This window comes from Nocardia sp. NPDC088792 (genome assembly GCF_044750615.1).
Taxonomy (GTDB): domain Bacteria; phylum Actinomycetota; class Actinomycetes; order Mycobacteriales; family Mycobacteriaceae; genus Nocardia.
Map to the genome: position 1 here is coordinate 726,773 of NZ_JBIVKC010000002.1, position 21,260 is coordinate 748,032.

A 21,260-nucleotide genomic window follows, 5' to 3' on the forward strand; every position below is an offset into this window, starting at 1 on the left:
AAGTTTTCCAGAAGTGGGAGCGCGGAGGATCGTCGTCGCCGCCGGGTAGGTGCGCCCATCCACCCGGCGGCGCCCTGTTCCCGGGACGCGACGTTAGAGCTACGACATGTAACAGATACCATTTGGTTTGTGGCAAAGCTCAACGTCTCCGTAGACGTCCCGATCCCGCCCGACCAGGCGTGGGCGCACGCCTCCGACCTGCCCGAGCTCGACAAATGGCTCACCCTCCACGAGGGCTGGCGCGGACCCGTCCCCGAAGGACTGACCCCCGGCACCCGGCTCATCGGTGTGGCCACCGTCAAGGGCTTCCGCAATCGCGTCACCTGGACCGTGAAAACCGCCGAACCCCCGAATCGCCTGGTGCTCACGGGATCCGGCATCGGCGGCACCAAATTCGGCATCGAACTCCGGGTCGCGCCGAGCCCTGCCGGTTCGAAGGTCACCGCCGACTTCACCCTCGGCGGTGCACCCTTGTTCGGGCCCATCGGCTCGGTGGTGGCCCGCGCCCTCCGCGGCGATGTCGAGGACTCCCTGAACAACTTCGTGAAGCTCTACGGCTGACGCCTCGCGCATCGAAAAACGGCCCGGAACCGAGAGTTCCGGGCCGTTTTCGCTACTGATCACATCGGGTAGATCGGGTGCTTGCGCGGGTTGAACTCCGGCTTGACCTTCGACTTGCCGCGCAGCAGGCGCAGCGCCTGCCGGATCTCCAGCCGGCTGCGCGAGGGTTCGATGACCGCGTCGATGTAACCGCGTTCGGCGGCGATCCACGGGGTGGCGACGGTCTCGTTGTACGTGTTGACCATGAACTCGCGGGCCGCCGCGCGGTGCTCCTCGGGGACCGCCGCCAACTGACGCTTGCCGAGCAGGTCGACCGCGCTCTCGGCGCCGATCACCGCGATGCGGGCGGTCGGCCAGGCGAAGCTGACGTCGGCGCCGACCTGCCGGGCCGCCATCATGCCGTAGGCGCCGCCGTAGGACTTGCGCACCACCAGGTTGATGATCGGCACCGTCGCTTCGATGATGGCGCGGGGGACGCGGCCACCGCGGATGATCACGCCGGCCGCCTCCTCCGAGAGACCCGGCAGCACCCCCGGGGTGTCGGCGACGAACACCAGCGGAATATTGAAGGCGTCGCACAGCCGGATGAAGTAGGTCGACTTGTCCGAGCAGGCGGCATCGATAGAACCGCCCAGCACCAGTGGCTGATTGGCGATCACACCGACCGGGTAGCCGTCGACGCGGGCGAATCCGGTGATCAGGTTCGGGGCGAAAGCGGCACGGATCTCGTGGAATTCACCGTCGTCGAAGAGCCGCAGCAGGATCTCGTGCATGTCGTAGCCGGCGCGATCGGAGTCCGGGATGATCTTGTCGAGCTCGAGATCATGCGCGGTGAGCTCCGGTTCCAGGCCGGGATTCACGATCGGCGGCTGCTCGACGCAACTGGTCGGCATGTAGCTCAGGTAGTTGCGGGCCCACTCGTAAGCATCCTGCTCGGTCTCCGCGACGTGATGCAGGGTGCCGCGCTCGGCCTGCACCTTGGCGCCGCCGAGCTCCTCGGCCGTGACATCCTCGCCATTGACCGCCTTGATCACGTCCGGCCCGGTGACGAACATGTACGAATCCTTGGTCCCGATCAGCACATCCGTGTTGATCGGGCCGTACACCGAACCCGCGGCGCACTTGCCGAGAATGATCGACACCTGCGGCACATACCCGGACAGCTTCTCCAGCACCCGCGAGATATCGCCGAACGAGGCGATGGAACCCACCGCGTCCTGGATCCGGGCGCCACCCGAATCATTGATCGTCACCACCGGGCACGCATTGTCGAACGCGAACTTCAAGGCCCGCATGAACTTCTGCGCGGAGGTGACGCCGACGGATCCGCCGTACACGGTCTGATCGTGGGAGATCACCACCACCGGGCGTCCCCCGATCAGCCCGCGACCGGTGACCAGTCCATCACCGTAGAGCGCATCCTGCTGGCCGGGCTGGCGAGCCAGCGCGCCGGTCTCGATGAACGTCCCGGGGTCGAGCAGCATGTGCACACGCTGCCGAACACTCGGAATACCCTTCTTCTCCCGCTTGGCGACACCGGCTTCACCCGCCGGTTCTGCGGCCATCTCCAGAATCTTGGCGAGTTCATCGAGCTTCGCCCGCGTACCGATCACGCTTACTGCACCTTCCAACCAACGGTTCTGTCCCCGCGACGTTATGCGCTACAAGCACAGAACGGGGCACCGAGTCGGATATAAGGGATGAATCACAGTCGAGACCACCCGAACCTCGACAAAAACGAGGGTGGCCCTGACCTAATCGGTCAGGGCCACCCTCTTCAGTAGCGGGGACAGGATTTGAACCTGCGACCTCTGGGTTATGAGCCCAGCGAGCTACCGAGCTGCTCCACCCCGCGTCGTATGCACAACCTTACACACATGGGTGAGCGAGATGCAAAACGGTTTCGGTGTCATGAGATTTCGCAGGTCGGAACGGATCTGACGAGTCGGCGCAACCTTCGGGCACGCGACCTCGGCGGAAGATACGTAGATAGGCGTAGCCGCGATGACTCCCCGGTACGGATGCCGCAGGTACCCCGAAACGCGTTCACTCGGTCGTATGAACGTGATTCGACATCGGACCGTCTCCGTCAATGGGCTGAACATGCACCTGGCCGAAGCCGGTAGCGGTCCACTTGTGTTGCTACTGCACGGCTTTCCCGAACTCTGGTACTCGTGGCGGCATCAGCTGCCGGCCCTGGCCGCGGCCGGCTACCATGCCGTCGCACCTGACCTGCGCGGGCACGGCCGCACCGACGGACCGCCGGAGGTCGAGGACTATGGGATGTCGGACCACGTCGCCGACGCCGTAGCCCTACTGGACGCACTGGGCGCGCGGACCGCCGTGCTGGTCGGCCACGACTGGGGTGCGAACACCGTCTGGGCTGCCGCCGAGCTGCACCCGGAACGCTTCACGGCCCTCGCCGCCCTGAGCGTGCCCCACCGCCCCCGCTCCCCTCGCCCCCCGATCGAAATGCTGCGCACCTTCACAGGCGACCGCTTCAACTGGATGCTCCACTTCCAGGAGCCGGGCACAGCCGAGGCCGAATTCTCGGCCGACGTCCCCCGCGCCGTGCGCCTGATGCTGTACGGCCTCTCCGGCGACGCCGGCGATCTCGGCGTCCACCTACTGACCCAACTCCCTCGAACCACGGTGCTACTCAACGAAATCCCCGAACCACCGAGCCCACTCCCCTGGCTCACCGCCGCCGACCTCTCGTACTACTCCACCGAATATGAACGCACCGGCTTCACCGGCGGCCTCAACCGTTACCGCAACGCCGACCGCGACTGGCACCACCTCCCGACCCTCGCCACCCGCCCCCTCGACCAACCGGCCCTCTTCCTCGCCGGCGCCCTCGACACCGCAGTCCGCTACGGAAACCTCTCGGCGATGCGCGACCTCGTCCCCAACCTCGCCGACCCGATAGTCCTCCGCGGCGCCGGTCACTGGATCCAGCAGGAACGCCCCGACGAGGTCAACGCCGCACTGATCAAATTCCTGCAAGCTGTCAGCTGACTACCGAGAGTTGTCAGGCTCTGGACACCGCACGGGCGGCCGCGTCGTCCAGCTTGCGGACGGCGGTGGCGGGCAGCAGCCGGTCGACGAGTCCGACCAGCGAATCGATATCCATCATGCGAGCGGCCAGTCGCGCGCCCGCCGGGGAGATTCGCGCGCTGGTGCAGGCGATCCGGGATTCGAACGGGGTCGGTGCGATGGCCGGATTGTGCCCGGCGATGCGAACGATATTGCGCGCCACGGTTTCCGGGCTGCGCGCGACCAACTGAGCGGCGAGCACCGAGATGTTCTTGCCGCGGCCGACCGACTTGCTCTCGCTCTCCACGACCTGGGCGTTGGGGTAGAAGCCGGTATTGATGAAGGCGGGCAGGATCGCGGTGACCCCGACGCCGGTGCCCGCGAATTCCAGCCGCAGGCATTCCGTGAACATCTGCGCCGCTGCCTTACTGGTGCAGTACGCGGTCGACAGCGGGATCGGCAGCACCGCCGCCGGCGAGGTGACGTTCAGGATGCGACCGCCCCGACCCGCCTCGATCATCTGCCGGCCGAACAGCCGGCTGCCGTGCACGACGCCCCAGAAATTGACGCCCATGATCCGATCCCAGTCCGCCACAGTGTGATTGAGGAACGGACCGGCGGTGGTGTATCCGGCATTGTTGACCACCACGGCGGGTGCGCCGTGCGCGTCGTGGACGCTCGCGGCGAAGTTCTCCATGGCCTGCACGTCGGAGACGTTCACGGCGTACGGGAAGGCCTGGCCGCCCAGGGCGGTGATCCGGTCGACGGTGTCCTTCGCGGTATCGCCGTTGAGGTCGCTCACGATCACCCGGGCGCCCTGTACCGCGAAGCGCGCCGCGGTCGCCCGGCCGATGCCGCTGCCCGCCCCCGTCACGATAACCAGCTTGTTCTCGAATTTGGCCATGATCTACCTCAGTTCGAATTCGCACGTCGTCGTGCCACTGTCTCAGTCACGTTACACTGTGCAACACAGTGCGGACAACAGCTGCGGGAGCGCTGATTTTCAAGTCAGCCACCCGCGGAATGCGGCACTGAAGCACGCCAAACGGGTCCCGATCGAAGAATCACTTGATGTCGTCCCAGACAGTGGTTACTGTGTAACACAGCGTAGACGGCAAGGTCGCCGTCGAGAAGGAGACGCATCATGCCAACCGTCACCATCGAATATCCACGCCGCGCCGGCTGGGCGCTCCGGGCAGCGCATCCGCTCTCCTACGCCGTGCTCCGGCAGGGCATGAACGCGATCGTCGGCCTGGCCTGGCGCGGAATTCCGGTTCGCGGGGTCCGGATCTTCCATATCAGCAGGGCCCTCGATCCGCTGGCCGGGTTCCTGGTACCGATTCGCGGAACCAGCCTGCAGCCCATCGGTTTTCCGAGATTCCGCGCCGAATGGGTCTGGCACCGCGGCACTTCCGATCCGTCCCGGGTCCAGGACTCCGCGATCCTCTACTTCCACGGCGGCGGGCTGGTCTCGTGCGGACTGAACACCCACCGCCGCATCGTGTCCCGCATCGCCGAGGCGAGTGGCGCGCCGGTCTTCCAAGTCGACTACCGGCAGTTGCCGCAGGCGCATGTCGTGGACACCATCGAGGACTGCGTCGAAGCCTACGAATACCTGCTCGCACAGGGCTTTCCGGGCGAACGGATCATCATGGCTGGTGACTCCGCCGGCGGTGGCCTGGCCTTCCGCACCGCCATCGCGGTCCGGGACCGCGGACTGCCGATGCCGGGCGGCCTCGTCGGCATAGCGCCGTGGGCGAACTACGACTCGACCCTGCGCTACGCCCACCCCAACGACCCGCTCGACCCGCTGCTGGGCGCCAAGGCCCTCGACACTCCGGTACAGCTCGGACTGCTCCGCGACGGCAAGCTCGACCCGTCCTGGTCGGCGGTCAATCACGATTTCGCGGGCCTGCCGCCGGTACTGCTCCAGGTCGGCTCCACCGAGGTCCTGCTGGCCGACGCCTACCAACTGGCCGAACGCTGCGAGCAGGCCGGGGTCCCGTGCCGGATGCAGGTGTGGGACAGGGCCATTCACGTCTTCCACGCCGGCGCGGACCTGCTGCCCGACGCCCGGCAGGCGATCGGCGTCATCGGCGCGTTCGTCTCCGGACGCCTCGCCGGCACCGCGGCGCAACAGCCACGATCCACCGCTGCCTGATCGGACACGGAGCACACATGTCGAAGAAACCCTTCTATCCGAGCCTGGCCGTCGTCACCGGCGCAGGCAGCGGCATCGGCCGCGGCACCGCCAAGGCGTTCGCCGCGATCGGCACGAAAGTCATTGTCGCCGATATCAATCGGACACACGCGGACGAGACCGTCGCGATCATCGAGGCGGCAGGCGGCGAGGCCGTCGCCTATACCGTCGACGTCTCCGACACCGCGGCGCTGGAGGATTTCGGCGCCCGCGTCAAGACCGAGCACGGCGTCCCCGACGCGGTGCTCAACAATGCGGGCATCTTCGTGGGCGGGCCGTTCCTGGACACTCCGGACGCGGACTTCAAACGCATCATCGACATCAATATGATGGCGATGATCCACGGCTGCAGGATCTTCGGCGCACAGATGGTGGAACGAGGGCGCGGCGGGCAACTCGCCAATGTCGCCTCCCTGGCGGCCTTCGGACCGGCCCGCTTCACCAGCGGTTACAGCATCGGCAAGTACGCCGTGAAGCACTTCGGGGACTGCCTCCGCGCCGAACTCGCACAGCGCGATATCGGCGTCACCACCATCTGCCCCGGCCTGATCGCCACCAACCTGGCCGATACCGCGACCGTCGCGAGCATCGACGACGCACAGGCCGGACTCGCTAAGGTCGCGACGCGGCGGCTCATGGCGCAACTCGGCATGCATCCCGACAAGGCGGGCCGGATCGTCGTCGATGCCATGAGCCGGAACCTGCCCGTTCGGCCGATCCGTCCGGAGGCGTATGCCTTTCAGGCCGTCGGCCGGGTCGCGCCGGGCCTGTGGCGCGGCATCGCCCGGGTGACCATGGGACCCGAACTGGAAGGCGTGGGCCGCGGCTTCCTGGCGCGGCCGGACAGCACCGAGCGGGTCGCCGCTCTCGTCGGTCGCATACACCCCAAAGATGTCGGCAATCCCGCCGAAACCCCGGATGTCCGCCGCTGACCGCGAAAGCGACGGAGCGCACCATGACCTGCTGCGGCCGGACGGACGTGGCGGTAGCCGGCGTCCGTGCGGCGACCGGTCGCGATACCGGCATGTGGAACGGCGCCTGGGACAATCGTGCCGTGTCGAAGCCGACGGTCGTGGACGCGATCACCGAACAACTGGCCTACCGCATCGCGACGGGCAGCTATCAGCCCGGTGAGCTGCTGCCCTCGGTTCGCCAGCTGGCCACCGAATTCGCCGCCAGCACGCCCACCGCCAACAGCGCGCTCGGGCGGCTGGCCGCGCTCGGTTTCGCCGAAGCCCGCCGCGGCCTCGGCTACACGGTCCGCGATATCCGGGTGTACGGCGGTATCGACACCTGGCGTTACCTGTTCCGCTTCGCGCACCGCGTACCCGACCAGGCGGCCGAACTCTTCGCCGACATCATCGATATCGACCACATGCTTCTCATGGAGACGCTGCGCACCTTCGCCGCCGATCCCCGGCGCTATGACATCACCCAGGCCGTGCACGCCGCCGATCGGCTGGAACTCCTGATCGCCGACGAGAAGTCGACCCTCGACGAGATCATGGCGGCGGAACTGCACCTGCTGCGCTGCACCTTCGCGGCCGCCGGCAAGCCCGGCGTGCTCAGTCTGTTCAATACCGTCGGCGAGATCCTGCTCTCCATTCCCGAAGCGGCCCAGGCCTTCTACGCGCCGGTGGAGCCGGCCGGCCATCTGGTGCTCGCGCGCAAGGTGCAGGAGATGCGTGACATGGACGCCGGCTTCGAGGCGACCGACCTCTCGGTGATCGAAGTCCTGATCCGCGAATACCACAACCAGGTCATCCAGGCCTTCCGCGAGCTGATCACCGCGCGGGCGGCCGCCCCCGGCTGACCGCCGTACCGAAAGGCCCATCACCCCATGGTTTTCCATCCCGAAATCGTCGAGGCCTCCTTGGAGGACTACGACGCGCAGCGCGGTCACGTACACCATCGCCATCGCGCCGGCCGGATTCCCCGGCGTCCGTCTCGCGCCGCTCACCGTCCTTGCCCGCCCTTTGTTCTCGCGCGTGCTGCGGGTCCTGATCGGCCGTTCGCTCGGCACCGCTGACTGAGGGAGCGGCGAGAGTGCACTGGTGGTTCCCTGCGGTCGGTGGTCAACCGGCAGGGAACCACCAGCGCCCGGATCGTCTGCGGCGCATGAGGGGGCGCGCCGCAGACGAAGTCGAATTCGCCGAGTCTCATTCATCGGACAGGTGCGAGGAATTCGGATCATTCGCGGCCACACTCGCCGCGACGCTCCTCCGAAGACTACAAGGCGCTCGCGGATAAGTCCTGCCGTGGACGTAACAAACATTTAATCATGTCCGTTTTGCCGCTTCCCGTGAAGCATTGCGGGGCACTATGTTTCGCGCTGATATCCGATATGTTTCGCACCGATATCCGCAGGTCAGCAGTGTGTATCCGCTCTCGACTGCGGCGCACGTCACTCTTTCCGACCCCGGATTGACAACCCCGGATCATCCCCACATGATTGGCAGCGCCCGACAAGAACATTCGTCGAACATCATTGGAAAAGCCCTCGCAGAGCGAGTATTTCGGGCAAATACCAGACCGTTTGCGGCCAATTCCTGAGTTCGCCCGCAATTCCGAAGTACCGAAGAAAGATCCCAGATGAAGTTCCGCAATATCGCCGCGACCGCCACCATTGCCATCGCGGCCCTGTCGATCACCGCTGTCACCGCGAACACCGCCTCCGCGGACACCGGCAACCCCTCGGTCACCACGGATATCGCTCCCGGCATCCACTATCAGGCGAACGTCGTCGACCACTCGGTAGTCCTGACCACCGACGCCGGCTCGATGACGGTGAAGGACAACCAGTTCCAGATCGTCGACAACTCCGGCGCAACCGTCGCCACCCTGCCGATGAGCTACCAGAACGACGGCAAGACCTACCCGATCGCCGCGCAGATCGACGGTAATACCGCCACCTTGACGCCGAACGTCGATCCAGCCGCCGGCCAGCCGATCACTCCGGATACGCCGACCATCAAGGACATCGACGCCACCGCGAACCCGAACTTCAACCAGGCGCTGAGCAACCTGTCCAGCGCGGTCTCCGTCGGCGTGGCGGTCGGCACCCTGGTCGGCACCGCGATCGGCGCGACCATCGGCTGCATCGCGGGCGGCGCCATCCTCGGCGCCGGCGCCACCGTCGCCACCATCGGCACCCTGACCGTTCCGGGCGCCATCGGCGGCTGCTTGGTCACCGGTGCTGCCGCGGGCGCCATCGGCGCCGTGGCCGGCACCATCTTCGTCGGCGGCCCGGTCGTCGCCGCGGCCCTCTTCCAGTTCGCCAGCGACCTCGCCACCCCGCCCGCCCCCACCACCCCGGCTCCCGCCCCGGCCGGCTAAACAGCCCGAACAGTCAAGTGGGGGTGGCCCTTACAGGCCACCCCCACTTGTCGTGTTGGATACAGAGTTCGCTGGATATGCGAAAGGCCCGGAACCTGGTGGTTCCGGGCCTTTCGCATTAGTAGCGGGGACAGGATTTGAACCTGCGACCTCTGGGTTATGAGCCAACGGGACGCCGTCCCGAACGCATCATCACGTATCGCCACGTCCCGTCCGTCCAGGTCAGCGGAATTTCAATCGTTCACGGTGTCCGCCTGATCCCACCCTGACCGGTGGGTTCCGTGCTGTCATGATGCCAAATCTGATGCCAAATCGGGCCGTCCGACCAGCGATTTCGTCACCGGCGGGACGCCTGTCCGACCACATATGAAAAGCGCACCCTCTCTTCGGCGTCGCCGTTGCATCCGAATGCACCGACTGCGGCGACCCGGGGTCGAGTACCCCATCGTTCGACGCTACCCTGCCGACACGTTGCCTAGGAATCCGGTTCGTGGCCAGGGTCCCGTCCTACCCCTGGCTAGCACCTGGCTGAAGATTGATCCCGGCTTGCTCCCGCGGGCATCTGGATATTGGCAGTTAGCGCGCTTATCCCCGCGCGTGCGGGGAGCACCTGGCAGTCGCCGAACTCGCCGGCGGCCATCTGGGCTCATCCCCGCGCGTGCGGGGAGCACGTCGCCCTGGTCCTGTACAAGCTCATGGCCGCGGGCTCATCCCCGCGCGTGCGGGGAGCGCTTTGATAGGCTCGAACTTCGCTCCGGTCCACAGGGCTCATCCCCGCGCGTGCGGGGAGCACTCCACGGCATCGGCCACCGGCTCGACGGCCATGGGCTCATCCCCGCGCGTGCGGGGAGCACGGGACGATGGCGATTTCGATGATCTCGGGCGGGGGCTCATCCCCGCGCATGCGAGGAGCACGCCACGAGCGGTTCCCAGACATCTGCCTTGCGGGGCTCATCCCCGCGCGTGCGGGGAGCACAGTATTCGCGTGAGGTCGGGTTCGGTGTCCTTGGGCTCATCCCCGCGCGTGCGGGGAGCACGCGGACCGCGATGCTGGCGTCGGTGACGTTGAGGGCTCATCCCCGCGCGTTCGGGGAGCACCTCCTCCGGCGCCCTCACACAGCTGATCGGCACGGGCTCATCCCCGCGCGTGCGGGGAGCACGCCAAGGACGGCGACATGATGAACGGCGTCACCGGCTCATCCCCGCGCGTGCGGGGAGCACCCGCCGACCAGGCGCAAGGCTGGCTCGTGTGGGGGCTCATCCCCGCGCGTGCGGGGAGCACACTTCCTGACCTGCGCTTGAATGACGTGTAGGGGTGTTTTTCATTCACTTTTGCTCGTCATTCTCGCGCTTGGCGCTCTGTTTTGCGGCCTTGCGGTATCGGCTGGCCTTGCTCCAACCGGCCCGCGGCCGGCCTGCTGCTGGGCTGTTGGTGTGGGGTCGGTGCATCAGGTGGATGCCGTCGATGTCGACGGGTTCCCATTCGTGCCGATGCACTTTGAAGGCGAGGCGTTGTTCTGATCGCGTCGAGTAGATCATGATGGCGCGGCCGTCTTTCGACAGTTCCACGACCCGCTGCCAGGCCAGGTCTCGTACGCGTGTGGGGAGCACGCCGACGAAGACGCCTGGGCTGATCTCGAGTAGCCAGCGGGTCATGTGTCCGCGAAGGCCCGCGGGACAGGCACTGAGTACCAGCACTACCACGGCACTTCCTCGTCGGTGTAGGAGGTGCCGCCGTCCACGGTGCCGTGCCGGTCCCACAAGTAGACGACGTCGGTGTCCCAGTTGTCGCCGGCATCGGGTTCATCCGGTAGCAGCAGTGTGTGTATGTCTTTGCAGCAGCGCCCGAGCAGTCCGCCGGCGTGGATTGCGTCTCGGACTGCGCGCCGGGTCGTGGCACCGATGTCTTCCACGTCGGTGGCGGCGGCGATATCGAAGGCTATCGGGATCGCGAATTCTGCCTTGTAGAGGTCAGCGATGTCGAAGACGAACGAGCGTTCGTGGCCGGTGTGCACGAATCCGAGTCCTGGTGCTGTTCCCAGCGCCACGATCACTGCGTGCGCGAGGCCGTACAGGCAGGTTGTCGCCGCGGATAAGGCTTGGTTCACCGGGTCGCCGCCGGCGAAGTTGTCAGGGTCGAATTTCCTTTTCTCCCAGTCGATCCCGGTTCTTTCGGCGTGTTCGCGGTAGATTCGGCGGACTCGGGCGCCCTCTCGACCGCGAAGCTGCTGCATTGTGAGATTGTCGATCGAGTCGCCCGGAAAACGCATCGTGTACATTGCGCGTGCGACACGCAGTCGCGCGGATTGGTTGGCGAACGCGATCGCTTGTGCCTCCAGCAGCCGTGAGCTGCGTGCCAGCGACCGTCCGTGCGCGTAGTAACGCACGCCGTGCTCGCCGACCCATACTGCGGTGGAACCGCTTTCGGCAAGCAGCATCATCGCTTGATGGGTCACGCGTGTGCCGGGCCCCAGAATCAGCGCACCCAATGTTGCCGCCCGGCGGATAACCCACACATAGGGCGGTCTCATTACGAGCTCGGCTCAGGAAAGAAGAATAGAACTCGAATGTCTGAAACCACTGCTGAAAACAAGCCTGTCTGCGACACCATCGAGCCGGTCCTTACGGGTAGTTTGTTGACTTCGATCTCTGTTGGGCGTAGTCGTTGACGGGCAAGGTTTTTCGTTGTGGTCGGGGTGTGTGATGACTGCGCGGTGCGAGTGTCCGCAGGCGGTGGGTCCACTGGAGGAGTACGCGGCCTGTTTCGATGATCTGTTCACCAGGCTGGCCCAGCGCAGAGAGTTCCGTGGGTATCTGACCGGGTTACTGGCCGCGCGGGATCGCAACAAGACCCTGACCTGTTTGGCCGGGGCGGAGCCGGTGGTCGGGGCTCAGCATCCGGCGGTGCAGCGGTTGCAGTGGTTCCTCTCGGAGTCTCGATGGGATCCGGAGAAGGTCAATGACCGGCGGCTGGCGTTGCTGCTGACCGATCCGGTGACCGCGCCGCATGCCGGGGGTGTGCTGGTCGTCGACTCCGGCGACCGCAAGGACGGCACCGCGACCACGCACGTGGGCCGTCAATGGCTGGGCCGGATCGGCAAGACCGACAACGGTATCGTCACGGTGAGCACGCTGTAGGCCGACGAGCGGATCTACTATCCGCTGAATGCCCGGCCCTACACCCCGGCGCATCATTTCCCGAAAGGCAAGACCGACCCCGCTTTTCGCATCAAACCGAGGATCGCGGCCGAATTGCCCCGCCGTGCGGTGGCGGCCGCGGTGAGGTGTCGGGCGGCCGTGGCCGACGCTGCTTACGGCGACATCGACGACTTCCGCGCCGCGGGGATCGCGTTCGTGATGGCACTGCGACGACGGCACAGGACCTGGGCCTACGGGCCGGTCGCGCGCACCCCGGTCGCCGCAGCCCGGGAGCTGGCCTGGCATGGTCCCCGTCGGCCCGGTGACCGGACCCTGGTACGGCGGGTCTTCCGCGACGGGCACACCGAAACCTGGTGGGCCGCCGACGCCCACCTAGGCTGGTGGGGACCCGACGGGTCGACGCGGCTGGTGGTGGTCACCATCGCCCCGGCCCGCCTGCCGGAGGAGACCACCTGATACCTGGCCACCGACCTGGCACGCCCCGGCACACGCCGAGCCGAGGAAAGCCCGTATCCGGAGAATTCCGGCCGCCCTGCTGGAGTGGGCTCATTCCCGCGCGTGCGGGGAGCGCGAATCCTTCACTGGGCCCGACGATTCCGGCTTGGGCTCATCCCCGCGCGTGCGGGGAGCACATCGAGTGGATACCGGGGGTGGGTGTGTAGCTGGGCTCATCCCCGCGCGTGCGGGGGAGCACGAAGTTCCGGTTCGGAAGACTTCGCCCGCCGAGGGCTCATCCCCGCGCGTGCGGGGAGCACCAGTTCCTCGGCGGCGGTGACCTTCTCGTCGCGGGCTCATCCCCGCGCGTGCGGGGAGCACTCTTCGGCGATCTCGTGTGCGAGCCAGTGGGCGGGCTCATCCCCGCGCGTGCGGGGAGCACGACGCCTCACGCAGCGCGTCGGTGTTGCCGGAGGGCTCATCCCCGCGCGTGCGGGGAGCACTTGGTCTGGCTGAGCCGGTCCACGCGGGTGAGGGGCTCATCCCCGCGCGTGCGGAGAGCGCTGCTCGTCGTGGTACCGAATCGGGATGTCCGCGGGCTTATCCCCGCGCGCGTGGGGAGCACCACTATTGATTTTTCAATGTGCATATTGGGAGGCCAGCTCCCCACCCGTCAAGGAGCGCAAACCGCTGTCCTCAGTGTCCTACCAGGACCGGGGTCAAATCCGAAACGTGACCGGCACAATGGGAAAATCGCCGCCTCTGGTAGACATCGGGCGCGACACCCCCTACAGGCAGCGCTGACAATGGGTGCATCTCGATGCTTAAGGGGTTACTCGATTCTGTGGAAGGGTGCAACCGAGAGCATTCCGCATCCGTATGCTCTCCCGCGGCCTATGCCTGCCAGTAGCGCTGTAGATACTTCCGAGGGGTCGACGACAGTGGCTGTACCTTCGAACGTGACAGCCACGATGGTGAGCCGAGATCGGTGGCCGTCCTTCGCGCGACTGCCAGTGAGGCGGTCGGTTGCGGTAAGGGTGGTGTCGGCGAGTTCGAGGCCGGATTGGTTTGCCTTGCGTGACCACCATTCGATTGCTTCGTCTCCCGTTACAGGCTGGACCTTGCCGCGCTTGTTCGGGCCCTGGACAACGCTTTTGGTCGGGTTGGCGGTGATGCGGTAGCGCACTCTTGTTCCGATTTGCAATTGGTTGAGCAGTGGCGCCAGGTCGGTGGTTCCGATGATGTCATAGCCCGGCGATAGGCGTTTCGGGTCAGGCCGGGTGATAGATTGCATCAGGATCTGAACTCCCCTGGCGGTGTGTTCGACTCGGTAGAGCAGCCCGGCCGCAAGACGGCTCGAAGGGCCGAAATCGGGTCGGCAGGCGAGGGTGGTGAGGACGTGGTGCATTCGCTGGATGTCTCGAAGATCCTGGCGTACTTGCGTTTGTGCCATGTTGGCCACGATCTTGGTCAGTGCCGCGGTTTCTGTGAAAACAGTCATCTAGGTCTCCCAGTCAGCGCGCCGCATCCTCGCAGGTAAGCATGTCGGCAGGGTGCTCACGATGTTAAGTAGCGGTAGTCGATCAGGGCGTCGACGTAGCTCGACCCGATACCCCCGCAGAGTTCGATTGGTATCAAATGAGTGGTGCGCCAGGTGGTGTGGGGTTCATGGGCGCGCGGTCCCGCGAAGCTGATCGGGCGAGTGGTCGCGGTTTCGGAGCGGGACGGGCCACCGCCAGGGGGCGGTCTCTCGGCCACTAGTTCGACGGCCACGTGGTCGTCACCGTGGGGCTTTTCTCTGGCGATGGGGACGCGGTACAGCAGTTCGGCGACTGGGTCGTCAGAGCGGCCGACAACAAGCGGCGCTGCCGGTGGGCACGATCGCCGGCCAAGGTGCACACCGTATTTCGGTGCACTCAACGCTGTCTCGAGCTCATCGATCAGTTCCTCGGAGTCGTGCATGACTGCGACCGTGAATGCCGCGTCGGAAAGGTAGTAGCGCTCGGAAACGATGGTTCCTTTGCCCGCCGGGCGATGTTGCCCGTTGGCAAGTAGCGGGCTCTCCTCACGCGGACGGCCTCCACCGACAGTCTGGAAATCGACGATGATCTGGCCGGGTCGGTCGATTCTGATGGCGAACTCCAGTGCGGCATACCGCGTGAGGGGCTCATGACGCTTATGTCCCAGGGCGGCCGCGAGCATGCCGACCAGGCCGGAGCGACTCGGGTAGGACAAGGTATCCCGGACGTTCCAATCTGAGCGGGTTCCCCATGACTGCAAAGGGCCCGACAGATGCAGGAGCAATCCGCTCATGAGCTGGCCTCTACCGGCAGTGTGCCGAAGACAGCGTCGCAGGAATGCTGGACCAGCTTGTCGAGGGATTCGTGCGGGTCACCCAACGCCGGCAGCTTTGTGTCGATGGTCCCGGCGTAGCCCGACCACAGGCCGTCGTCGCCGAGGAATCGGTGCAGGCGGGTGGTGTAGTCGTTCAACACGTCCACAGCGCGATCGAGGTAGCCGAATCCACTTGTCGAGATGGGCTTTTCGAATCCGGCAGCCAACGACAAAGGCGAGTTGCGGACCGCGATGTACACGAGGTCGGGGGCGGTGTTGGCCGCGGTGGAGTTCTTCTTCCCCGACGGCACCACTGTCAGGAACGTTCGCACCCAGGCCGCTATGACCTGCCGCGCGGTCTCGTGGTCGGCCAGTTGCTCATCGAATTGAGTGACGTTGATGGTGGAGTAGCGGTAGAAGGTGCCGGTCGCGAACTCTGCGGTCGCGAGGTGCCCGGCACCGGAGTTGGGCGCGAGATCGTCGACGGCGGTGAAGTAGTCGAAATCGGGCGCTGCCTCGTGGACGGTGAAAGCGTGCGCCACTTCGGTCGCGCCGTCGACGGTGTGGTCAGGAGTGTCGGCCAGCATTCGGCCGAGCAGTGCGATAGTCGCGTTTCTCTCGTTGAGGATCCTGGTCACCGGTTCCTTGAGCAAGGCGACTGCGGCTCGTGCGGCCTCGTCTCGCTTGTCCTTCTCATCTTTGGACAGCCGTTTCGACTTGCCCTTCTCGTCCAGTTCAGGAAGCGACAAAGTGCGGATCAGGTCACGGTGTTCGATGGCAAGTGTCGCGAGTTCGTCCAACACCGTATACGGCAGCCACAGAAGAACTTTGGTGATGTCGTCGGCGTCTTCGGGTGTAAGGCCATACGCCTGGACAATGGCGCGACCGGCCCGACGCGCGTCGTCGGTTCCCCAGTTTTCTTGTTCGACGAGCTGCTTGGCCACCGTCGCGGCGATCTGCCGAGTTCGTAGTGTCGGCGAACCGATCTGGCTTTCCACCTGCAGGCGCGCCGCGCGCTTCCAGCTTTGGCTGGAGACCCGGATTCGTTGAACGCCACCGTAAATGCAGCTCTTCGGACTTCCGAGGCCGTCTCTGTTCACGTTCGAATAGGGCAAGGTGTGCAAAGCATGGATATCGAGAAACACGCGAATCCTTCCTCTGGTACTGGGAATGGTTCGATCAAGTTCGACTCGCCGGGCGAGCCGCGTCACCGATGCGATGACGCTGTGTTGCTTTACGATTCGATGGCGTCGGCTCGGTAGTACGCCTGTAGCCAGTGGCGGGCGATGGTGGTGTGCTGCCAGGGCCACGCGGATGCGTCGTGAACCAGAGCCGCGAAGTCGACGGCTACGCTGTCGGAGCGCAGGGGAACGACGATGCGGGTGAGCATCCGACAGAGTTGGTTCGCTGGTTGGCGAGCCAGCAGATGGACCGACGATTCGCGGGTTGCCGGGGCAAGCGTGCGGTACTGGGCGATGCTCGCGCCGACATTGCCCGGCGATTTCTCTGGATTCGCTCCTACGGGATTGTGAGCGATCAAGGCCGCGACGGTGTAGCGCACCGCTTCTTGGTGAGGTTTTCCGCTGTCGGTCCATCTCGATAGGTAGGCGTGCATTCGCATGGATTGGTCCACCGAGCGGCCCAGCCCGGATCGAAGCGCTACACGAATTCCGGTGTCCTGTACGAGATCCAGAATGTAATCCACGAACCGAACCTCGGTTTCGGTGGGCATCAGTCTTCTTCTTTCTTGACTCGGGGATTCTTCTTCGCGACGAATCGACGGAGAAACCGGACAGCTTCCGCGACCTCACGAGCCACCGGCGGATGGTGAGCGACGTGTCGTGTGACAGCGTCGACGGCCTCGAGTGCGAGCGGTAGATAGTCTCGATACGATTGGTCGAACTGTCGTTGTTCGAGCCGCTGCCAAAACAAGGTTTCCGCTGCCGACCAGTAGTAGGTCTCGGCTGGTGCCACCCATGGCACTTCCTTGCCGGGCTTACCGGCTGATCCGGTACCCAGTTTGCGGTAGGCCGTGCGCAGCGCTGAGCACATCACCCCGTGGATATCTTCGGCCGCGGTGTGCAGGCCGGCGGCGCCGTCGGCTGCTTCGGGGTCGTTCTCGTAGGACCATTGCAGCAGCTCTGGTGTGGTGGCGGTGAACATCATCCGATCGACGGATTGTCGGTCTTGATCCCATCCGTGCACGCGAAGTCGAAGGGTGCTCTGCCAGCTGTCCGGCAGAGTCTGGGTATCGGTCCAGACTTGCGGTCGCCGGTGATCTGCTTCATCGGCGAGCAGCGCGTCCACGTCGCGCCAGACTGCGCGGCTCGCATCGGCTGATCGAGGCTGCCACAAGTCTTTTCGCCTGTCCTGGATGGTGTAGGGATCCTTGAGTGGAGGGTGTTTTCGCTTCAGCGCCCAGGTCAGATAGCAACCTTCGACCCTGGAGCCGGTGAGGTCGGGAACTAGGAGCATGGCGTGGCGCGACTGACCGGTCAGCAGTCCGGCGGGCCAGGTTGCTTCGTCGGGTTGAGACAGCGGGTCGAGGTGGTCGCCGGCCTCCCAGGGAGCAGCATCCGGGCCGGTACGATGTGCTGTCGCTGGGGATGGAACGCCAGCGATGAGCGTCTGGAAGAGGTTGTCGCCCAGCGGGTAGAAGCTCAGCGCGCCGCGCAGCGGGCCCGCGGACATGTATTGGTCGCCTTTTCCGCAGACCCGGCGGGTACCGCCGGAACCGCCCGAGCCGTACCAGTGATGTGCGAGCAACCAGTACATCGCTTCCTGTGGTGACAAAGGCGGGGCATTGTCTTTCCAGGTGTGCTGCCACCAGATCGGCGAGTTGTCCCCCGGCCTGGTGGGGTCGAGCGCGTTGACCGATTTGCGATCTGCTTGCTCGGCTAGCCGGGGATCTTGCAACCATGGCCACGCGGAATCGAAGAGATTCCAGCGGTTATCGAGATCGGTGCGCCAGAAGTACTCGTCCACGTTCGTGGGCGCGAACATCCCTTCCTTGGCCACGGCCAAGCGGAGGGCCTCGAACTCGGTTCTGCTGTGCGCCTTGTCTATTCCGGTGATGCGCGCAGCGATCGTATACAGCACGCGGAGCATGCCCGCGGCAGTCGGCGGGATCGCGATCGCTAGATCGCGGTATTCGTGTGCGGAGACGAACAACTCACGAAAGCCGATCGTCTTGATATCCGCTCCACGTCCAGGGCCGTTGCCTGGGACAAACACTGGAATCGCCGGCTCGACGCGAAGGTCAAAGGTCATCGTGCAAGCCTTCTTTCACGAGGCCGAGTACAGGATCGAGCCGTAGTCCCCCATATGCAGGAGCAGGAAAAGACAGTGCGTCGCGGCCGAGAGGTGTGCGTTTCCATTGCTCGGCAAGCGGATTTTCCCATCCCTGGGTCCACGCTGCAGGGCATCGGACCGAGGCGTTCATCATGGCCATGATCTCGGTGTGTACCGGCCTGCCGATCGGAAATGGTTGGGTACGTTCGGGATCGAGCCACGTGCGGCCATCCGGGCCGATGTACTGCGGAATCAGCCATAGATTGTCGACTCCGAGGCGAGCCGTCGCGTCCTTGTCGGTGATGTTCGGGTCGCTGAGCTCGCGCAGCCAACCGAGCATGTGCGGCACCGGGATCGCCCGGTTGCGAGCCGAGGCTCCGTCCCGAATCTTCGTCGCACGACGATCAGCCCACAACCACGCCACCGCATCGTCGATCGTCGGCAGCCCTTGGTCGTGGACAGCCTGGACCAGGTCGTCGACATCATCGGGGACGACGAGCGTCCCATCATGGCCTTCCAACAGCCGGCGTGTTGCCGCCAGCTCATACTCGGAATAGATGCTGGTCCACTCCGCAGGGAAGCGTTCGAGCAGTGGATCCAGCACGACGAGAGCCGGTTCCGGGATCCAGCCGGGCCGGTTGTCGCGGTGGTGCCGCCACGCTCGCCCCAGGCGTTGGATCAATTGCGCGATGGGCACCAGATCGCTGATCACCAGGTCGAAGTCGACGTCGAGGGATTGTTCGAGGATCGAGGTCGTGACCACGATCCCTGTGCGTGGCCGCGGCAGATCATCGGTCGGGTTGTTACCGAACCGGGTGATGATCTCGTTTTCGATCCCGAGCCGCCGGTGATAGGGAAGCCGCGCGTGCAGTAACCAGGTCTGCACCGCATCCGGTGAGGGCGGTAGTCGTCGCAATGCCGCGGCCATTGTGGCGTAGGTGTTCTGTGCGGAGGCCACCGTGGAGCACACCACCGCCACACAGCCACCTTCTGCAACAGCCGAGTTCACATACCGGGCTATTCTGGCCAAACGTGTCCCGCGCTCATACCGGAGGTATTTGACTCGGGCACTACGCTTCCCGTACTCCCGCATGGCCTGCAACGATCCCTGTGTGGGCCGATGCACGCCACCATCGGCCGCAGTGAACAGCCAACCCGGATACGACGGCGTTTCGATGGCGAGATCAGCGGAACTCGGCCCCGTATCCCCCACTCCGCTCAGGTATGCGATGGTCAACTCCCGACTGATATGTCGCGGCAACGTCGCCGACAGCAGGACAACCGAAATACCGAAGTGCCCGCACCAGCTCAGCAATCGCGCCAGCAGGGCGAGCATGTAGGGATCGGCTGCATGAACCTCGTCGACTACCAGGGTCTTTCCGAGGATCGCCCACAGGCGCAGCATGTTGAACGTGATAGGCAGCGCCGCGATGAGGATCTGATCGATCGTCACCACCGACATTCCGGCCAACAGCGGCTTGTGTCGACCGTTGAGCCAGTCCATGACAGGGTCGTCGGCGCAGTAGACCCGATAAGGTTCAAAGAACGCACTCATCGTATGCGCCAGTGTCACAGGCCGATCCGATGCAGCCACCTGACCAGCGAACCCGGTACCACGAATCCACATCGCATTAGTCGTCGCCTGCGTCGGCAAGGACATCACCATGCCAGGACGCCCCGTGACCGCCCCCAGCCTGTGCACCGCAAGGAAAGCCGCCTCCGTCTTACCCGAGGCCGTGCTCGACGTGATCACCAGCAGCCCCGGCCCGGCCGGATGAAAATCCTCTTCGATGGAGGCCTGAAGCGGATTGGGCGGATGCCCGATCAGGCGCTCCGTACTCACAGTCTCAGCGAGGACCGGGACGGATACACCCAAACCGGACAGGCGATTTCGGATCGATGACACTGTCTGAGACCACCTGATCCTCGGATCCGTACTCGCTTTCATTTGCGAGGTCTCAATCCATTTCGTATCGCTCGCAGTCCAGTCCGCGAGAATCACGAGCCCGGCCAACACAGCCGCAACCGGACCGGGGATCTCGTCGGGGATTCTCGGCTGGCCCAACAACATCCGGAGCATCTCTACCTGTCGGCGGCGTTCATCCTGCCAGGGTGCGCCCCCGAGACGATCCTCAAAGCGCGGGGTACCCGACCGGCCGAGTCGGCGGTCCGTCTCCTGAAAGAAGCCATGATGACCACCAAGAAGCTCAGCCATCCGGTAGGGACTCGAACGCGCGAACGGCTCATACTCACGCCCCGGCCCCCTCAACAACTGCGACAAGGTCAAATACGTCACGTTCGCGTGATGAATCCATCCGACCGTTCCCCGGGCCGGCGTCTGATCCTGAAAACACGGACAAGCCTTCCCGACATCGTGCAACCCGGCCAGAAATGCTACAAACCAACGGGTTTCATCGCCAGGAAGTCCAAGCTGCCCACCGATCCACCCTCGCAGCCCTTCCGGTAGGTGCATCTCCCACAACACATACGCAGCAGCAGCGGTATCCATCAGATGCCACTTCAGCGCATACGGCTCCGGTAGGCCCCACCACTTCCCCCACGGCTCACGCACGAGCACCAGACTAAAGTTGAAATGCTCTGGCATGCACGAACTCTCCGAAACATACCGCCGCACCAGCTTCGTTACCACGCCGCGGCCAGATCGCCGGTTCTATGATCTGGCCATATCCCTGCGTCGCCGGGATGAACCGATTTCGACTTTGCTGGAACCACCCACAACCACTACGCCCCGCACGGGCGTGGAACCGATGAGGTCCGAACACGCCAGCGGGGATCGGCCACACCACAAGCTGCTACCTTGCCCATGCGACCAACATTCCCTGATGTCAGGAAGCTTGAAAACTCCAGAAGACCTTCGCCGGAAGCGTTTCGGCAACCGCGAGGCAAG

General features: G+C 64.9%; 16 protein-coding genes, 1 tRNA gene, 1 pseudogene and 2 CRISPR repeat arrays. Of the genes and pseudogenes, 7 read left to right on the forward strand and 11 right to left on the reverse strand.

Annotation, left to right across the window (positions count from 1 at the left end; all coding sequences use genetic code 11):
• The first annotated feature begins 129 nt into the window (after positions 1 to 129).
• Positions 130 to 561, forward strand: coding sequence for an SRPBCC family protein (locus tag ACIP5Y_RS12605; protein WP_400349895.1), 432 nt, complete (start codon positions 130 to 132; stop codon positions 559 to 561).
• A 59-nt stretch (positions 562 to 620) separates the two neighbouring features.
• Here the strand turns inward: ACIP5Y_RS12605 and ACIP5Y_RS12610 are convergent, their stop codons facing one another.
• Positions 621 to 2,174 (reverse strand): acyl-CoA carboxylase subunit beta, encoded by a 1,554-nt coding sequence (locus ACIP5Y_RS12610; RefSeq protein ID WP_400349896.1) that lies wholly within the window; start codon positions 2,172 to 2,174, stop codon positions 621 to 623.
• 168 nt (positions 2,175 to 2,342) lie between these two features.
• Positions 2,343 to 2,416: transfer RNA gene (locus ACIP5Y_RS12615), tRNA-Met, on the reverse strand.
• 203 nt (positions 2,417 to 2,619) lie between these two features.
• On the opposite strand from ACIP5Y_RS12615, the gene ACIP5Y_RS12620 reads away from it, so the two are divergent.
• Positions 2,620 to 3,579, forward strand: a complete 960-nt coding sequence (locus ACIP5Y_RS12620) for an alpha/beta fold hydrolase (RefSeq protein ID WP_400349897.1) — start codon at positions 2,620 to 2,622, stop codon at positions 3,577 to 3,579.
• Between the two features lie 13 nt (positions 3,580 to 3,592).
• Here ACIP5Y_RS12620 and ACIP5Y_RS12625 read toward each other — a convergent pair whose 3' ends face one another.
• Positions 3,593 to 4,501, reverse strand: coding sequence for an SDR family NAD(P)-dependent oxidoreductase (locus ACIP5Y_RS12625; RefSeq protein WP_400349898.1), 909 nt, complete (start codon positions 4,499 to 4,501; stop codon positions 3,593 to 3,595).
• Between the two features lie 240 nt (positions 4,502 to 4,741).
• On the opposite strand from ACIP5Y_RS12625, the gene ACIP5Y_RS12630 reads away from it, so the two are divergent.
• From ACIP5Y_RS12630 to ACIP5Y_RS12645, 4 genes are all read left to right on the forward strand, one after another.
• Entirely contained in the window at positions 4,742 to 5,758 is a 1,017-nt protein-coding gene (locus ACIP5Y_RS12630) for an alpha/beta hydrolase (RefSeq protein ID WP_400349899.1), read from the forward strand.
• Between the two features lie 17 nt (positions 5,759 to 5,775).
• Positions 5,776 to 6,729 carry an SDR family NAD(P)-dependent oxidoreductase gene (locus ACIP5Y_RS12635; protein ID WP_400349900.1) on the forward strand — a complete coding sequence of 318 codons (954 nt, stop codon included), beginning with the start codon at positions 5,776 to 5,778 and terminating at the stop codon, positions 6,727 to 6,729.
• A 23-nt stretch (positions 6,730 to 6,752) separates the two neighbouring features.
• The gene (locus tag ACIP5Y_RS12640) at positions 6,753 to 7,610 is read left to right on the forward strand and encodes a GntR family transcriptional regulator (RefSeq protein WP_400349901.1); all 858 of its coding nucleotides are present in this window, start codon (positions 6,753 to 6,755) and stop codon (positions 7,608 to 7,610) included.
• A 779-nt stretch (positions 7,611 to 8,389) separates the two neighbouring features.
• Complete coding sequence (locus ACIP5Y_RS12645) at positions 8,390 to 9,133, forward strand: hypothetical protein (protein ID WP_400349902.1); 744 nt, start codon at positions 8,390 to 8,392, stop codon at positions 9,131 to 9,133.
• A 581-nt stretch (positions 9,134 to 9,714) separates the two neighbouring features.
• A CRISPR array of direct repeats spans positions 9,715 to 10,415; the repeat unit is 29 nt; unit sequence GGGCTCATCCCCGCGCGTGCGGGGAGCAC.
• Positions 10,416 to 10,459: 44 nt separating this feature from the next.
• On the opposite strand, the gene cas2e is transcribed toward ACIP5Y_RS12645, so the two are convergent.
• Positions 10,460 to 10,837: a type I-E CRISPR-associated endoribonuclease Cas2e gene (gene cas2e / locus ACIP5Y_RS12650; RefSeq protein WP_400349903.1), complete on the reverse strand. Its 378-nt coding sequence runs from the start codon at positions 10,835 to 10,837 to the stop codon at positions 10,460 to 10,462.
• A complete protein-coding gene (cas1e, locus tag ACIP5Y_RS12655) occupies positions 10,831 to 11,664 on the reverse strand; it encodes a type I-E CRISPR-associated endonuclease Cas1e (RefSeq protein ID WP_400349904.1) in 834 nt (277 codons plus the stop codon). Before cas1e ends, cas2e begins: the two co-directional genes overlap by 7 nt.
• A 172-nt stretch (positions 11,665 to 11,836) precedes the next feature.
• Between cas1e and ACIP5Y_RS12660 the strand changes: the two are divergent.
• Positions 11,837 to 12,748: pseudogene (locus ACIP5Y_RS12660) on the forward strand (transposase).
• An 86-nt stretch (positions 12,749 to 12,834) separates the two neighbouring features.
• A CRISPR array of direct repeats spans positions 12,835 to 13,350; the repeat unit is 27 nt; unit sequence GGGCTCATCCCCGCGCGTGCGGGGAGC.
• Positions 13,351 to 13,559: 209 nt separating this feature from the next.
• Here ACIP5Y_RS12660 and cas6e read toward each other — a convergent pair.
• The 6 genes from cas6e to cas3 form a co-directional block, all read right to left on the reverse strand.
• Positions 13,560 to 14,228, reverse strand: coding sequence for a type I-E CRISPR-associated protein Cas6/Cse3/CasE (cas6e, locus tag ACIP5Y_RS12665; RefSeq protein WP_400349905.1), 669 nt, complete (start codon positions 14,226 to 14,228; stop codon positions 13,560 to 13,562).
• Between the two features lie 56 nt (positions 14,229 to 14,284).
• Positions 14,285 to 15,040 (reverse strand): type I-E CRISPR-associated protein Cas5/CasD, encoded by a 756-nt coding sequence (cas5e, locus tag ACIP5Y_RS12670; RefSeq protein WP_400349906.1) that lies wholly within the window; start codon positions 15,038 to 15,040, stop codon positions 14,285 to 14,287.
• On the reverse strand, positions 15,037 to 16,206 hold the full coding sequence (gene cas7e / locus ACIP5Y_RS12675) for a type I-E CRISPR-associated protein Cas7/Cse4/CasC (RefSeq protein ID WP_400349907.1): 1,170 nt from the start codon (positions 16,204 to 16,206) through the stop codon (positions 15,037 to 15,039). The genes cas5e and cas7e overlap by 4 nt, the downstream gene beginning before the upstream one ends.
• Before the next feature lie 89 nt (positions 16,207 to 16,295).
• Positions 16,296 to 16,793, reverse strand: a complete 498-nt coding sequence (gene casB / locus ACIP5Y_RS12680) for a type I-E CRISPR-associated protein Cse2/CasB (RefSeq protein WP_400349908.1) — start codon at positions 16,791 to 16,793, stop codon at positions 16,296 to 16,298.
• The gene (casA, locus tag ACIP5Y_RS12685; protein WP_400349909.1) at positions 16,793 to 18,331 is read right to left on the reverse strand and encodes a type I-E CRISPR-associated protein Cse1/CasA; all 1,539 of its coding nucleotides are present in this window, start codon (positions 18,329 to 18,331) and stop codon (positions 16,793 to 16,795) included. Before casA ends, casB begins: the two co-directional genes overlap by 1 nt.
• Entirely contained in the window at positions 18,321 to 20,957 is a 2,637-nt protein-coding gene (gene cas3, locus ACIP5Y_RS12690) for a CRISPR-associated helicase Cas3' (RefSeq protein WP_400349910.1), read from the reverse strand. The genes casA and cas3 overlap by 11 nt, the downstream gene beginning before the upstream one ends.
• Positions 20,958 to 21,260: the final 303 nt, after the last annotated feature.

Coding starts and splice junctions, on each gene's coding strand:
- ACIP5Y_RS12620 (WP_400349897.1), top strand. CDS start 2,620: ATGAACGTGATTCGACATCGGACCGTCTCCGTCAATGGGCTGAACATG.
- ACIP5Y_RS12625 (WP_400349898.1), bottom strand. CDS start 4,501: ATGGCCAAATTCGAGAACAAGCTGGTTATCGTGACGGGGGCGGGCAGC.
- ACIP5Y_RS12630 (WP_400349899.1), top strand. CDS start 4,742: ATGCCAACCGTCACCATCGAATATCCACGCCGCGCCGGCTGGGCGCTC.
- ACIP5Y_RS12635 (WP_400349900.1), top strand. CDS start 5,776: ATGTCGAAGAAACCCTTCTATCCGAGCCTGGCCGTCGTCACCGGCGCA.
- ACIP5Y_RS12640 (WP_400349901.1), top strand. CDS start 6,753: ATGACCTGCTGCGGCCGGACGGACGTGGCGGTAGCCGGCGTCCGTGCG.
- ACIP5Y_RS12645 (WP_400349902.1), top strand. CDS start 8,390: ATGAAGTTCCGCAATATCGCCGCGACCGCCACCATTGCCATCGCGGCC.
- cas1e (WP_400349904.1), bottom strand. CDS start 11,664: ATGAGACCGCCCTATGTGTGGGTTATCCGCCGGGCGGCAACATTGGGT.
- cas6e (WP_400349905.1), bottom strand. CDS start 14,228: ATGACTGTTTTCACAGAAACCGCGGCACTGACCAAGATCGTGGCCAAC.
- cas5e (WP_400349906.1), bottom strand. CDS start 15,040: ATGAGCGGATTGCTCCTGCATCTGTCGGGCCCTTTGCAGTCATGGGGA.
- casB (WP_400349908.1), bottom strand. CDS start 16,793: ATGCCCACCGAAACCGAGGTTCGGTTCGTGGATTACATTCTGGATCTC.
- casA (WP_400349909.1), bottom strand. CDS start 18,331: ATGACCTTTGACCTTCGCGTCGAGCCGGCGATTCCAGTGTTTGTCCCA.
- cas3 (WP_400349910.1), bottom strand. CDS start 20,957: ATGCCAGAGCATTTCAACTTTAGTCTGGTGCTCGTGCGTGAGCCGTGG.